12 protein-coding genes are annotated in these 13482 nt (G+C 60.5%); 5 read left to right on the top strand and 7 right to left on the bottom strand.

Going from position 1 to position 13482, the window contains the following annotated elements; all coding sequences use genetic code 11:
- The first annotated feature begins 292 nt into the window (after positions 1-292).
- Both AKG11_RS12085 and AKG11_RS12080 read left to right on the top strand, forming a co-directional pair.
- Positions 293-1246, top strand: coding sequence for a ring-cleaving dioxygenase (locus AKG11_RS12085; RefSeq protein WP_023512654.1), 954 nt, complete (start codon positions 293-295; stop codon positions 1244-1246).
- Between the two features lie 74 nt (positions 1247-1320).
- A complete protein-coding gene (locus AKG11_RS12080) occupies positions 1321-1878 on the top strand; it encodes an NADPH-dependent FMN reductase (protein ID WP_023512655.1) in 558 nt (185 codons plus the stop codon).
- A 68-nt stretch (positions 1879-1946) separates the two neighbouring features.
- On the opposite strand, the gene AKG11_RS12075 is transcribed toward AKG11_RS12080, so the two are convergent.
- Together AKG11_RS12075 and AKG11_RS12070 are read right to left on the bottom strand one after the other, a co-directional pair.
- Entirely contained in the window at positions 1947-3503 is a 1557-nt protein-coding gene (locus AKG11_RS12075) for a VOC family protein (RefSeq protein WP_050744060.1), read from the bottom strand.
- 155 nt (positions 3504-3658) lie between these two features.
- Positions 3659-3877 (bottom strand): hypothetical protein, encoded by a 219-nt coding sequence (locus AKG11_RS12070; RefSeq protein WP_024270827.1) that lies wholly within the window; start codon positions 3875-3877, stop codon positions 3659-3661.
- A 659-nt stretch (positions 3878-4536) separates the two neighbouring features.
- On the opposite strand from AKG11_RS12070, the gene AKG11_RS12065 reads away from it, so the two are divergent.
- Complete coding sequence (locus AKG11_RS12065; protein ID WP_023514546.1) at positions 4537-5961, top strand: efflux transporter outer membrane subunit; 1425 nt, start codon at positions 4537-4539, stop codon at positions 5959-5961.
- Between the two features lie 106 nt (positions 5962-6067).
- Here the strand turns inward: AKG11_RS12065 and AKG11_RS12060 are convergent, their stop codons facing one another.
- Positions 6068-6742, bottom strand: coding sequence for a GntR family transcriptional regulator (locus tag AKG11_RS12060; protein WP_050744059.1), 675 nt, complete (start codon positions 6740-6742; stop codon positions 6068-6070).
- A gap of 113 nt (positions 6743-6855) precedes the next feature.
- Between AKG11_RS12060 and AKG11_RS12055 the strand changes: the two genes are divergently transcribed.
- On the top strand, positions 6856-7695 hold the full coding sequence (locus AKG11_RS12055) for a fumarylacetoacetate hydrolase family protein (RefSeq protein WP_050744058.1): 840 nt from the start codon (positions 6856-6858) through the stop codon (positions 7693-7695).
- A 63-nt stretch (positions 7696-7758) separates the two neighbouring features.
- Here AKG11_RS12055 and AKG11_RS35120 read toward each other — a convergent pair whose 3' ends face one another.
- From AKG11_RS35120 to AKG11_RS12045, 3 genes are all read right to left on the bottom strand, one after another.
- Positions 7759-7920, bottom strand: coding sequence for a hypothetical protein (locus AKG11_RS35120; protein ID WP_023514549.1), 162 nt, complete (start codon positions 7918-7920; stop codon positions 7759-7761).
- A gap of 109 nt (positions 7921-8029) precedes the next feature.
- On the bottom strand, positions 8030-8674 hold the full coding sequence (locus AKG11_RS12050; protein WP_050744057.1) for a thermonuclease family protein: 645 nt from the start codon (positions 8672-8674) through the stop codon (positions 8030-8032).
- A 148-nt stretch (positions 8675-8822) separates the two neighbouring features.
- Positions 8823-10232, bottom strand: a complete 1410-nt coding sequence (locus tag AKG11_RS12045; RefSeq protein ID WP_050744056.1) for an adenylate/guanylate cyclase domain-containing protein — start codon at positions 10230-10232, stop codon at positions 8823-8825.
- Positions 10233-10692: 460 nt separating this feature from the next.
- Here AKG11_RS12045 and AKG11_RS12040 point away from each other — a divergent pair, with 460 nt between their 5' ends.
- On the top strand, positions 10693-12414 hold the full coding sequence (locus tag AKG11_RS12040; RefSeq protein ID WP_082342412.1) for a GIY-YIG nuclease family protein: 1722 nt from the start codon (positions 10693-10695) through the stop codon (positions 12412-12414).
- 176 nt (positions 12415-12590) lie between these two features.
- Here AKG11_RS12040 and AKG11_RS12035 read toward each other — a convergent pair whose 3' ends face one another.
- The gene (locus AKG11_RS12035) at positions 12591-13289 is read right to left on the bottom strand and encodes a hypothetical protein (RefSeq protein ID WP_050744054.1); all 699 of its coding nucleotides are present in this window, start codon (positions 13287-13289) and stop codon (positions 12591-12593) included.
- Between the last annotated feature and the right edge of the window lie 193 nt (positions 13290-13482).

The following is a 13482-nucleotide window of genomic DNA, read 5'->3' as shown; positions in this document are numbered from 1 at the left end:
ACGCGGCGAAACAGGGACGAAGTCATTTCGCAGGCCGGCAGCGTAAGCGCATGCTGGTTTATGAATGGATAAAATTTGAACCAACCGGTTGTGGAACAGAATGGGTGGAAAACGCGTCCCAGCCATAGCCGGTGGACGCGGCGGAGGCCCTTGCCGTTCAAGAAAAGTGAACGATCCGTTCGTCCGCCCCGATCTTCCGGCCGTGCCTGCGAAGGGCGATATTCGCCTCAACGCAAGGCCCCGAAGCGGGGCAGCACAGCCATCCCGGACATCCGGGGAAAGGAGCTTCGTCATGACCCTGCAGCTCACGGGCATCCACCACCTGACGGCAATCACCGCGAACGCGCCGGAGAACCTGCGCTTCTACACGCAGGTCCTCGGCCTGCGCCTCGTCAAGAAGACGGTCAACCAAGACGATACCAGCGCTTACCACCTCTTCTACGCCGACGGTCTCGCCTCGCCCGGCACGGATCTTACCTTCTTCGACTGGCCGGTCGGCCACGAGCGGCGCGGCACACACAGCGTCTCGCGCACCGGCCTGCGCGTCGCCAGTCTTGCGACGCTGGAATGGTGGAAGGCCCGCTTCGGCGAGCTGAAGGTCAAGGCCGGCGAGATCCGCGATGTCGGCGGCCGCGCAAGCCTCGATTTCGAGGATGGCGAAGGACAGCGCTTCCGCCTTGTCGTGGACGATGCCGGCACGCCCGCCAACCCCTGGGAACGGAGTCCGGTTCCGGCCGAACACCAGATCAAGGGTCTTGGGCCGATCACGCTGAGCGTGCCGGATATCCGCAACACGGAAGCGGTGCTGATCCAGGTGATGAACATGCAGGAGACCGCGACCTATCCCAATCCGGACGGTGCGGGTGACGTGCACGTCTTCTCGATGGGCGAAGGTGGCCCCGCAGCCGAGCTGCATGTCGCCGTGGAGCCGGATCTCCCGGTCGCCCACCAGGGCGCCGGCGCGGTGCACCACGTCGCCTTCCGCGCACCGGACGAGGAAGCGCTGCATGCCTGGACGGAGCGCCTGCGCGGCTTCCGCCTGCCTTCCAGCGGCGAGGTCGAGCGCTTCTACTTCCGCTCGCTCTATTTCCGCGAGCCGAACGGCATCCTGTTCGAAATCGCCACGGACGGTCCCGGCTTCGCCGTGGACGAGCCGCTTGAAACGCTCGGCGAAAGCCTGTCCCTGCCGCCCTTCCTTGAACCGCGCCGTGCGCAGATCGAGGCACGGCTGAAGCCACTCGTCTAGGCTTCAACAAAACCCCGGCGTGACAAACGGTCCGCCGGGGTTTTTTATGCCCTTGTTTTGAAAGGAGAGTCGGGATGACGAAACTGGTGGCAATCTCGGGAAGCCTTCGCAAGGGTTCCTACAACACGGCGCTGCTGCGCGCTGCCCTCGCCATGGCGCCCGAAGGGGTGGCCATCACCGAAGGCTCGATCCATGGCATTCCCCTCTATGACGGCGACCTTGAGGCCGAAGCGGGCATTCCCGAAGCGGTGACGCGCCTGAAGGAGCTTGTGGCGGCAGCCGATGGCGTCGTACTCTTCACGCCGGAATACAACAACGGCATTCCGGGCGTCTTCAAGAACGCCATCGACTGGATGAGCCGGCCCTCCACCGACATCGCCCGCGTCTTCGGCGGCAAGCCCTTCGCCATCACCGGCGCCTCACCGGGCAATTTCGGAACGCTTTTGTCGCAGGAGGCTTGGCTTCCCGTCATGCGCACGCTCGGCACCGTGCCCTGGTTCGGCGCCAAGCTTTTGGTCTCGCGCGCCGGCAGCGTCATTCAGGACGGCCGCATCGCCGACGAGGCGACCGAAAAGAAACTCGGCGACTTCATCGCCGGCTTCTCTGCCTTCGTGACGGAATACACGCGGTAACGGACCCGATCCACGGCAAAAAAAGGGGGCGCTTCGCAGGAAGCGCCCCCTTTCCGTTCGCCCCGGCGTCAACCGAGTATGCGTTCCCTGTAGGCCCGGGCGAGCTCCATATCCGCCGTGCCGATATCGTGGCCTGCGGCAAGCATCCGGTTCTCGACCGATGCGCCAGCCGCCCTCAGATGTGCCTCCAGGTCACCGGCATAGACCCCGTAAGGATCCGATTGACCGGTGATCATCAGCACGTTCACCCCCGAAAGGTCCGCTTCCGGCACAGTCTCCAGCACGTTCATGCCCCGCAACAACACCGCGTTGCGGATGATGCCGGGATGCAGCAGCATGATCGCGCCGATCATGTTCGCACCGTTCGAATAGCCGACGAACAGCGTTCTCTCCGGATCGAGCCCATAGGCCGCATTCGCCCCTTCCATGAAGGCCGCGAAGGCTTCCGCCTCCCCTGCAATGTCCTTCTGATCGAAGGTGACGGCGGTCAGCCGGCGGAAGAACCGCGGATAGCCTTCGTCGACACTGCGGCCGCGCGGACTGAGCAGCACGGCATTGGGCGCGAGCTTGGTTCCGAAAGGCAGAAGGCTCGCCTCGTTGCCGCCGGTGCCGTGAAGGAGCACGACAGCGGTGCCATCAGGGTTTTCCGGCCGATGCACCCGGTGGATGAAGGGCAGGTCCCGCTCGGTCATGCGTTCCTCTCCCGGCAGGGAGAACTGTGGAAGCCGCGCCCGCACATCCTCCGGGTCAGCGCGAAAATGCTTCGGCACGAACAGTTTCTCCCCGAGCGCCTCCAGCGGTTCATCCACTGTCATGCCGGGACCATCGGTCGCGTATTCGAGCAGTGCACCACCGGGTTCACGCACATAAAGCGAGTAGAAGTACTTCCGGTCGTGCATGTTGGTCTCATCCGCCTCTTCGGTGGCGAGTCGAGCAGCGACGGCCTCTATCGCGGCGCGGTCCGGCGCGCGCAGTGCGACATGGTCGATCGTCCCGGTGCCGGGCGCGGACGTCCAGAAGCCGCTCGCGTCGCGGATGTCGAGTACGTCGGCCACATCGCCGGCGAGACGGGTGATGCCATTCGCTACCGCCACCTCCCGATACCCGAAATGACCGGCAATGAAGGCCGCGGTCTCGGTCGGCTTCTCGGAAAAGATTGTCGCGCCGCGGATGCGCTGGATGGCATCGGCGGCCGCAATGTCCTTCGTGACATGCGGCGCCGGGCCGTCCACACCCGCTTCACCGACGAGCTTGACGATGATTCCGTCCGGGTCCTTCAGCCGCAGCACCGGCTCGCCGAACTCCTGCGCCGGGCCACTCATCGCGATGTTCTGCGTCAGCGCGCGCGTCAGCCAGAAGCCGATCGCCTCCGGCTTGATGGAGAGGGCGATCTCCGCAGGCTGGCCGAGACCGACGCGACCGGGCGAGCCATCCTCCCAGGCAAGAAAGGTGACCAGCGAGCCGGGGCTGGCCGCCGCGTCGCCATAGATGAGATGAAGCTGATCGGCGTCCTCGTAACCCGCCGTACGCTTGACGAGGCGCAGGCCGAGGAAGCCCACGTAGAAATCGACGTTCGCCTGGATCTTCCGGGTAATCGCCGTGATGTGATGGATGCCGCTGACCATGGGGCACCTCCTTTCGAAGGCTACACAATCAGCATTCGGCATCCCGCGCCAGCCGCTGCCCGGTGAATGCACTGTCCACAAAACGAAACCGGCCCCGCTGGCGGGCGGGGCCGGTGGATCCCGGTGCCAGGGACACCGGATCATCTGGATTGGGTTCAGGCGGCCGCGATACGGGCCGGCGACATCGCCCGCGTAGAAGCGGACGGATCGTTGAGAAGACGACGGATTGCCGCGCGCACCTCGTCAGCCGAGGAGAAACGCTGGGAATCCAGATCCCAAACGGAATATTTGACGGCCACGAATTTCAGCCGATCCTCATCGGGAACGACAACACCGACGGCCTCACCACCGATTTCGATAACCTGCTTTTGCATAACAACTCCTGCCGCGCCGAAGACACAGCTCATTCAAATCTTGCGCTAAAATCGAGGAGGGAAGTCAGATCACATTCGGCGGAGTGCCGTATGCGCTTTCCCTGTAATCGTTTCACGACAGGAGTACGCCACACGCACGGAGGGGATGCAGTTGATATCGTACATGACACACTCCCTCTTGCTGGCGCTGACGCTCTAAAATGGACGCGTCAGAGGTGACCGGAATAAAACGCATGCGGTCTTCATGCGATGCTCCAACACATAAGCGCCCCTCCTTTCCTTGTCAATGGAATCCGCAGAAATTTGGAATAAATTACTGCGGAATTTGTGTGACAATTCGAATCGCAAAATAATCTTCGCGTCCGCAGCATTTTTCAGGAAAATATGTCGCGAAGACGAACATTCCGGGGAAAAGCCGTGACGCAACCAGATCGCGCAGGCACAACCATGCGCTTGCGCCTGGCGGGCAAAACCGAAAACCGGGGGCAAAGCTTCCCGTTGCCCTGCGGACACACCCCTTGAAGGAAGCGGGGAAAAAACGCTATGGGACCATTCTTTTTTTAGGGGGAGGCTCGATCTTGCCGCCAAACATGAATAAAGAATGAATCGCGATTTTGTTCTGTTAATAAGTACGCCACGACCGCTGGCAGGGTAGGCCCATGAATTTCACCAGAACGCTTTTTCCGTTGAGCATGCTTCTCCTGTCAGGCTGCGTCGTCGGCCCCGACTACCAGAAGCCCGAGACCGCCCTTCCGGCCAAGTTTTCCGAAAGCAAGGCGACGAGCGGCGAGAGCGTGACGCTCAATCCGTGGTGGGAATCCTTCCGCGACAAGCGCCTCAACGATCTCGTCCACCAGGGCATGGCCGAAAACCTCAGCGTGCTGCAGGCCCTCGAGCGCATCACGGCGGCAGAGGCGAATGTCGTCGTGGCCGGTGCCGGCGCGCTTCCCAGCATCGGCGCTTCGGCGGAAGCATCGGCAAGCGGCCAGGACGGCGACTACCTGCGCCGCACCTCGGGCGGCTATTCATCCTCCTCGAAATCATTGACCGCCGGGGCGAGCGCCTCCTGGCTGCTCGATTTCTTCGGCCAGTACCGCCGTTCGAAGGAAGCCGCGAACGCCTCGCTCGACGCCGCCTATGACGACGTCAACGTTGCGCGCCTCGCCTACCTCTCGGATCTCGTGTCGAGCTACGTCAATGCGCGTTACTACCAGGAAGCGCTGGCACTCAGCCGCAAGAACCTGGAATCGCGTCGCGAGACACTGAAGCTGACCAACGAGATCAAGGAAGCGGGTGCCGCCTCCAGCCTCGACGTGCTGCAGGCAGAAGGCCTCGTCAACCAGACGCTGGCCGAGCTTCCCGGGCTTGAGACCGGCTTCCACCAGTCGGCAAACCACATCGCGACCCTGCTCGGTCTGCCGGCCAGCACGATTACGTCCAGCCTGATCAAGGGCTCGGCACAGCCGATGCCGCGGTATGCGACGCGCACAGGCATTCCGGCAGACCTCATCCGCAACCGTCCGGATATCCGCGCGGCCGAGCGTCGCCTGGAGGCGGCAACAGCGCAGATCGGCGTGGCCGAAGCCGACCTCTATCCGAGCATCGAGCTCGGCGGCTCGATCGGCGCGACGCGCAACTTCACCAGCGCCGCCACCGGCAACCTGACGAGCTGGTCCTTCGGCCCGACGCTGACGCTGCCGATCTTCAACGGCGGCTCGCTGAAGGCGCGTGTCAAGATTGCCCGCTCGGAAGCCGAGCAGCAGTATCTGACCTGGAAATCCACCGTGCTGAACGCCGTGGAAGAGGTCGAGAACGCGCAGGCCGCGCTGATTCGCGACGGCCAGACCGTCGCAGCCCAGCGCAAGGTCGTGAACTCCTACGAACAGACGCTGAATCTTGCCCGCGAAAGCTATCGCGGCGGCGCAAGCACCATCCTCGACGTGCTCGACGCCGAGCGCAACGTCGCAACGGCCCGCCTGCAGCTCGCTTCCGCGATCCGCCAGCTCGCCCGCGACTTCGTCGCCCTCAACGTGGCAATCGGCGGCGGTGCGGAAATCGGCTCGGCAACCGTCGCCAGCAAATAAGCGGAAACAGCGCTTCCGGGTAGCATACCCGGTGCCGGACAAAACGGGAGCGGCAGGCGAAGGCTTGCCGCTCCCGTTCTTTTTTCGGGAAAGCGCAGAAGCAACGTTAGGGCGTGAAAAAGCCCTCTAGTGCCGCGGCCGTCCTGCCGTAGTGGTCGCGCAGCGCCGCAGCGGCGCCTTCCGCGTCCCGCGCAAGGGCAAGCTCCATCAGCCGCCGGTGCTCCCCGGCCACATCCCGCGTGGCTCCGGCGAGACTGACGGAAAGCCGCCGATACCGGTCGGCGCGTGAAAACAGCTTGTCGCAGATCTCCAGCAGGCTCGGGGAGCCGCAAGCCGAGACGAGCGCGGCATGAAAGACCGCATGGCGCGCCTCCCAGTCCTCGCGCATCGCCGAGGGGATATCCTCGCGCGCCTGCGGGATGCGTGCCATCAGATGGTGTGCCGCGATCACCCTTCCCTCCCAGTCGGCATCTCCCCGCAGCACCGAAAGCCGGAGCGCCTCGCCCTCGCAAAGCTGCCGCGTCGCCGTGATGTCGCGCAGCTCCGCCAGCGAGAGGCTCGCAACGCTGTAGCCGCGATGATCATCCAGCACGGTGAACCCTTCCGCCGTCAGCCGGGCCAGGGCCTCACGCACCGGCGTCACGCTCATGTCGCACAGCGCCTGGAGATCGGCAAAGCGCAACCGGTCGCCGGGCTTGAACGCGCCCGTGCGGATCGCCTGCCGGATCGCCTCGTAGGCATCGCCCGCCAGGGTGCGCCCGCCTGCCTTCTTCTGCTCCATCTCATCCCGCCGAATTTATAAAAGCTTTAGGATTTTCGAAAATCGTTGACTTCATGTAAAACCAAGGGAATGTTGCGCGCAACCGAAATCGGTGACATCCAACGGAGGTTCTCATGAAACTGGTGCGCTTTGGCGCGGCGGGCGCGGAAAAGCCCGGACTGATCGACGCGGACGGCAAGATCCGCGACCTTTCCGGCGTGGTGCCGGATATTGCCGGCGACGTGCTTGGTCGCGAAGGCCTGAAGCGCCTTGCCGCCCTTGATCCGAAGAGCCTGCCACTCGCGCCGGAAGGCAGCCGCTTCGGCGCCTGCGTGGGCCGCGTCGGCAACTTCATCGCCGTCGGCCTCAACTATGCGGACCATGCAGCCGAGAGCGGCATGGCCGTGCCGAGCGAGCCGGTGCTCTTCAACAAGGCCCCCTCCTGCGTCGTCGGTCCTGACGACACCATCCTCATCCCGCGCGGTTCGGAAAAGACCGACTGGGAAGTCGAGCTTGCCGTCGTCATCGGCGAGCGCGCCTCCTACGTCTCGGAGGCCGATGCCCTCAACTATGTCGCCGGCTATTGCGTCTGCAACGACATTTCCGAGCGCGCCTACCAGCTCGAGCGCGGCGGCCAGTGGACCAAGGGCAAGGGTTGCCCGACCTTCGGCCCGATCGGCCCCTGGCTGGTCACGACGGACGAAGTGGATACGGCCGACCTCGCCATGATGCTCAGCGTCAACGGCGAACGCGTCCAGAACGGATCCTCGAGCACCATGGTCTTCAAGGTGCCCTTCCTGGTGCACTACATCTCGCAGTTCATGGCGCTGGAACCCGGCGACGTCATCACCACGGGCACACCGCCCGGCGTCGGCATGGGCATGAAGCCGCCGCGTTACCTGAAGCCCGGCGACCGCATGGAAGTCTCCATTGCCGGCCTCGGCGTGCAGCGTCAGGTCGTCGCTGCGGGATAAGCCCTTCATCGCATGGCTAAAAAAGCGAGAGGGGCCTCAAGGGCCCCTCTTTCGTGTCAGCGATCAGTGCACCGTTGCAGGCGAGGCCTCATCCCCGAGAATGCGGAAAGCTTCATCCAGCGCGGCCACAAGAATGTCCGTCAGCTCGTCGACATCATTTTCGAGGAGGAAGAGCGCGACCGTTGCATTGTCCGGATCGCTGTAGCGCTCAAGGTCGTTAGACATGTCATTGTCCCTTTCCAGCCGGCACCATCCCGGTTAACGGAAAGCATAGGGACGCAGGCTTGCGTCTGGCTTGTGCCGGAAAGGTACAGGTTGCGCAAGGACGAATCCGTCAACCGCACCAGGATTGGTGCCTGCCCGTCCATGGCCTCGCCAGCCCCTCCCCGACCAGCCGCTGGCCGACCGACTGGCCGCCCCGCAGCACGAGATGTGGCGCTGCGCCGGCCTTTCCGGACGTCCCGCCTTTCGCCACCAGCGTGACGTCCCCCTCGTTGAGGATTTCGCGCAAGCGAAGCTTCGCATCCCCCCCACGCAGGCGCTCCGCATCGCAGCGCGCGCCAGCGATCGCCGGCGTATCGACATCAGCGAGCCGCACCTTGCGGCCGGCATAGAGGATCGTGTTACCATCGAGCACGCAGTAATCCGTCTGCGTCGTGCAGATGAACCATTTGCCCGAAAAGGCCGGCAGTTTCTCCGGCATCGGCAGGGCCTGCTCCACGGCCTTTTCGACCGGCCGCTGCTTCGGGCGCGCCAGCACAGCCTCGCGCTCGACCACCTTTTGCTTGCGCTCGACAGAGGCTGTCTTGATCCCTGTCGCCAGCGTTTCGGGGCCCGGCAGGCGGTTGTCCATATAGAGAATGCCGCCGACCACCGCCGCGCCCAGCAAGTACCAATGTGCCATGCCGCCGCCGCGCCGCGCCGGTGCCGCCCGCTTGGTTCCCGCCCGTTTCTTCCGCCTGCCCGCCGTCTTCGCCATCACCTGTCTCCTGCGCGAGACAGTGCGACGATCTCTTGAAGATATGGTTACCAGACTGCACCGGCCAACGCCTTTCGGCTCGTGGGAGCTTACCGGGTCGTATTGGACGCGGGGGTCGGGAATAACGGCTGGCAACAAGGCGCCGACATCAGGGAATGGCAAAGATGCTGATCTCGCTGGCAATGCCCCGCAGGGTGACGTTGTGTGCGACAGGGCTCACGCCGCGATCCGACAGCAGGCTGGAGGCGCGGGCGTCCCGCAGCACCGAGCCGGTGGCGAAGATTTCCAGCGAAGTAGCAAGATGCTGGACACGCGAGGCGATGTTGACCGTCTGGCCGAAATAGTCCTGCCGCTCGTTGAGATTGACCGCAATGCATGGCCCCTCGTGAATGCCGATCTTCAGAAGCAGGTCCTCGCTGCCGCGCGCATCGTTCAGGGCACGCATGGCATCGCGGATGCGCATGGCCGCCGCCACCGCCCGGTCCGGCGTCGGAAAGGTCGCCATGACGGCATCGCCGATGGTCTTGACGACCGCACCGGCCTCGGCAGCGACGATCTCGCTGAGAACCTTGAAATGCGTCCTCACGAGATCAAAGGCCGCGAGATCGCCGACCCGCTCATAGAGTTCCGTCGAGCCGCGCAGGTCGGTGAACAGAAAGGTGAGACTGGTGATCTTCAACCGCTGGTCGATGTCCAGCGTATCGGTGCGGTAGAGGTCGCGAAACGTCTGGTTGGACAGCAAGCGCTTGGCTGTGAGGAAGGGACGGCGCTGGCCGAGCAAGGTATGCAGCGCCTCATTGGCGACGCAGACAGATGGCAGTGCGCGCACATCGACATGGTTCTCCATCTGGATGCGCAAGGGCCCCGGTTGCAGCACCAGTGTCTCGTTGTGGCGATGTGTGCGATCGAAGACCAGGGTCAGGTTGCGCCGCTCCCGCGTCGGCTCCCCGCGGACGTCGAGGAATTGCGCCGCATGCGTCACGGGCTCGAAGACGATGACGAACTCCGCCGGCAGCTGCAGCGAGATGACCGCCTTCTCGCCGGGCGGCAATTCCAACGCCTCGAGTACGAATTCATCGACCTTCTCTTCGTAGCCCTCGTCCGGCAGGTCGAGCCCCGAGCCCCAATAGACCTGCCGAAAATATTCCCCCGGTGGCAGTTCATGCGGATTGTGGGCGGCGATATGGCGCACGCGAGGACTGATCGTGAACGTCACCTCGACCATCTCGTCGAGCGTCGGTTCGTAGCCGGCGGCGCAGAGCGCACAGGTGTATTCCGTGCTCTGCACGCTCTTCAGCGACGTACCGGCATCGAGTACCCCGCCGCATCCCGGGCACAGGACATTCCAGAAAAGATCGAAGATACCGAGCCGGGTGGCCTGCATGAAACCCGCAATCACATCTTCCTCGCCAAGCCCCTCGGCTGAGGCAAAGGCGAGTGCATTGACACGGCAAAGCTTGCGATCCGGCGCATCCCGAACGAGCCGTTCGAGTGCATCGACAACCCCAGGCGTCACCGACTGGCGCAGAACCTCGAATAAAGTCCGGGCTTCACTCATGCCCCATTCTACACCCATATCGTGACGAGAGACAGGTGTCGCAAAGCAAAGGCCATAGCGTTTGTCGCCATGCGGACTACAAGGAGTTTTTCTGGAAAACCGGCTGGTAGCGGAGGAGGGAGAAGCTAGAATTTCTCATAAACCATTGAATACCATTGGATCATATCCCTAGCAAGAGTACCGCTGTGTACCACCTATTTGCCTGCGCATTAACGAGCAGTTTGATAAACCTAGATATGGCTAGAGGCGTTGGCGGCAATAATCAAGCATTAGCGCTGACAGGCGTTTGCCGTTTCGATGGGTCTGTTCCGTATAGCCAAACGCCCGGCTACTTCTCAAACAATTCCGTTTCCTTAATAGTCGGCAGGGCTATAATTTTGCGATCAGAGCCTCACGCAAATCTCAGTACGATCTCTCACCAGCTATCTTGCGCGCTAGGCATTCTCTTTGAGGGGACAGCATGTCAAATGATGGAATGAGCGATCGCCTGAGCAAGCTCAGACAGATCCCGCAAATGGCTGCGCAAGATCATCGCCTCTATTTGAACGACGAAGGTCAAGACCGTCGACTTCAATCGCTAAACCGTGCCGAACGCCGTAAACTGGCAAAGGAGGGGCGCTGGCTTTCGAATGAGTACCACCGGCACATGCAGGCTATCGCAAAGTCTGGGGCTGGATACCCCATCGATCAGATACTGAGGCAAATGGCAATAGAATACACAAACCGGTATGCAGCTTCCGGGCTGCACAACCAACCCTTAAGTTTCAACTATTTTGAGCCGTTCTGCGAGATCGATTTCATCAGAGGCAGCATCGCTCCCTATGCACGGCCCGCCAAGGAGATTGACCACCTCTTCAGCGTGACCGACTTCTTCGACTACTTGACAAGCTCGTGTAGTGACGACTTCACGATCTCAAAGCTGATTGAGATCCCTGAAGGACAGGCGCTTCACTTCACATGTAGCGGCGACGTTACCGATTTCACGTTTCTAATCGCTCAGGGAAGAGAGTTCGTGATGTCGGGCTTCTCCATGATCCGGCATGGCTCGTTCGTTCATTCATACATCTTGGGCGGCGCGATCTATAATGAGGAGGAGTGGGCGACCCTGGTAGAGAGCGATCACTCCTTAGAGCTTGTGGACGTACCGCCTTGGAAACAATTATTCCTATCTGAAGTCAGAGCGAGAACTGGAAACCGCTCAGGCCCTCCAATCCCTCTTGAGGGTACGAACCGTACCCAACGGACAGTAGTTGCGAGTGAGATGGACCTTACAACAGGCAAGCATGTTGCTCGCGCATACATGACCGAGACGGAAAACGCCTTTGAAGTCGTGTCGGACGATCCCAATCTTTTTGACTATCTGGACAGCACCGATGAGACGGCAAAGACGCTCTCCATTCTTCAGAAAAAAGTAGAAGCGGCAGCAGTACTATGGAGCTTGAGCGAGGCGATGCTTCAGTTGCCCTCGTACTTCGCATTTAAGCTTAACTTGGACCGCAAGACTGCCCACGCTGCCGGAGTATCATTTCGCACACAAAAGAAAGGGGGCAAAGGTATCGGAGTCCAATTCAAAAACATAGCAAGTCTTGAAATTGTCGATGACTTGGAAACAGCGGTTAGAGCATTTACGCCTCCCCACTACAAAATGGATACCACCGGATTTTGGCGCCGATTAGACAACGCCAGCGAAGGAAAGGGTCCATCTGGAGAGCGAGTGAAAGGCAGGACTTGGGTCAAGCGTCAAGCCGATTGGAGGAGCGACGTAGGCGACGAGAGAACGATCTACATAAAGTCGACAATCGCAGCAGCGAAGGTCGAAATTAGCGATCACCTGCGTCGAGCATCAGAGGTGGAACATCGTTCGGATACACCAGACGGTGATAGCGGGGTGGTTTACGTTTTGCGGTGTGCGCTTATGGCAGACGAGATTTATAAGGTCGGCTGGACTTCTGGCACCGCCAATCAGCGAGCCGATGAATTATCGAGGGCTACCGGGGTGCCCAGCGCCTTTATTGTTGTAAAATACTGGAAACATTCCGATCCTCGCGGCCTTGAAAAAAATATTCATGCGCTTCTAGATCAGTATCGCCTTAATATTCGAAGAGAGTTCTTCAAGGTGCCCTATTCAGCGCTTAACAGAATCATCGAGAGCGAGATTAAAAGGCTGTCGATTTTAGAATGAGAGTTGGCCGAGATTTCCAGCAACAATTGCTGTTAGTGCTGCCAAACGCCAAGGCGGGTTAATCGGCGCTGCACCTGGGTTCAGTCTCAATGTATTACTTATAATCATGCGCACTCTGTCACCTCAAGTGTACCAATGTGTACCACCGCCACATACTTGCGACGCGACGACTTCGGCTACGTCTCCCTCATCGGAACCGAACCATGGTTGGCGAACGACCACCCCAAAGAGTATCTAGTTGAGAAATCGAGCAAGCTCCGCTCTATTTCGTTCTCAGTCTGCTCCTTATCCATTCCGATAAACGCGTCGCGTATAGCGGCGTCGGCCTCTAGCTCTGGATAATGAGACAGACTGCGGGAGGCCATTCTTTGAGTGAAGATCCGCCGTCGCACAGTCGCGAAATTCGCTAGTGCAGCGATTTCATGACGATCAAAGTGCGTACCAAAGTCATAAATATCCCTTGTAAGAGGTTCGCGCGCCAAAGCCGCAGTGACAGGCCCCTCCTGATCCGCCAACGCAGCAACAAAACGCCTTCGTACAATTGACGACGCATTCCTCGATATTAGCTCAATGAGATAACGGAGGGTTTTCTTATCAATTCCTATTTCAACCAAGAAAGCCGCTCCCTCAGCGGCCAAATCACCTGTCAGCATTTTAACTGCCGACTTAATAACTGCAGGACGATGTTTAACTGACAACGCTTTGAACACTTTCAGTGACGGACCAATAAGCGCCCTGTTTGCAGTCTCAATTACCTCCTCTTCAATCAAAGTAATTATGTGGGACGGATCCAGCAACTTAGATAGAGTTTCAAGCGCGATGCGCTTTACAAATTGATCCTCGGAAGCATAGAAAGCGCCTAACGTCTGATACATATCATCTTGTGTCGGCTTCGCATCGGATCGAAGCGCCTCCAACCAAATGACTTGATCGGCCCAATGGCCGTTGAGGATGTGAAGTTCGTGAGAGAATATCTCATCGAGAGTTCTCCTAGCCCGAATAATTCATGAGGGGTTGGCGGATGTGGTTCAAGCCGTTGAAATGACGTAGGATTTGGTTGCTTACGCC

It is taken from the genome of Shinella sp. SUS2 (assembly GCF_001262505.1).
GTDB lineage: Bacteria > Pseudomonadota > Alphaproteobacteria > Rhizobiales > Rhizobiaceae > Shinella.
The sequence above is the reverse complement of the archived record's forward strand: the minus strand, read 5'-3'. Positions and strand labels throughout refer to the sequence as shown.

Excerpts from the sequence above, each read along its gene's own strand:
- AKG11_RS35120 (WP_023514549.1), bottom strand. The coding sequence starts at position 7,920 with ATGTCTAACGACCTTGAGCGCTACAGCGATCCGGACAATGCAACGGTC.
- AKG11_RS12065 (WP_023514546.1), top strand. The coding sequence starts at position 4,537 with ATGAATTTCACCAGAACGCTTTTTCCGTTGAGCATGCTTCTCCTGTCA.
- AKG11_RS12035 (WP_050744054.1), bottom strand. The coding sequence starts at position 13,289 with ATGTATCAGACGTTAGGCGCTTTCTATGCTTCCGAGGATCAATTTGTA.
- AKG11_RS12075 (WP_050744060.1), bottom strand. The coding sequence starts at position 3,503 with ATGGTCAGCGGCATCCATCACATCACGGCGATTACCCGGAAGATCCAG.
- AKG11_RS12070 (WP_024270827.1), bottom strand. The coding sequence starts at position 3,877 with ATGCAAAAGCAGGTTATCGAAATCGGTGGTGAGGCCGTCGGTGTTGTC.
- AKG11_RS12055 (WP_050744058.1), top strand. The coding sequence starts at position 6,856 with ATGAAACTGGTGCGCTTTGGCGCGGCGGGCGCGGAAAAGCCCGGACTG.
- AKG11_RS12040 (WP_082342412.1), top strand. The coding sequence starts at position 10,693 with ATGTCAAATGATGGAATGAGCGATCGCCTGAGCAAGCTCAGACAGATC.
- AKG11_RS12085 (WP_023512654.1), top strand. The coding sequence starts at position 293 with ATGACCCTGCAGCTCACGGGCATCCACCACCTGACGGCAATCACCGCG.
- AKG11_RS12045 (WP_050744056.1), bottom strand. The coding sequence starts at position 10,232 with ATGAGTGAAGCCCGGACTTTATTCGAGGTTCTGCGCCAGTCGGTGACG.
- AKG11_RS12080 (WP_023512655.1), top strand. The coding sequence starts at position 1,321 with ATGACGAAACTGGTGGCAATCTCGGGAAGCCTTCGCAAGGGTTCCTAC.
- AKG11_RS12050 (WP_050744057.1), bottom strand. The coding sequence starts at position 8,674 with ATGGCGAAGACGGCGGGCAGGCGGAAGAAACGGGCGGGAACCAAGCGG.
- AKG11_RS12060 (WP_050744059.1), bottom strand. The coding sequence starts at position 6,742 with ATGGAGCAGAAGAAGGCAGGCGGGCGCACCCTGGCGGGCGATGCCTAC.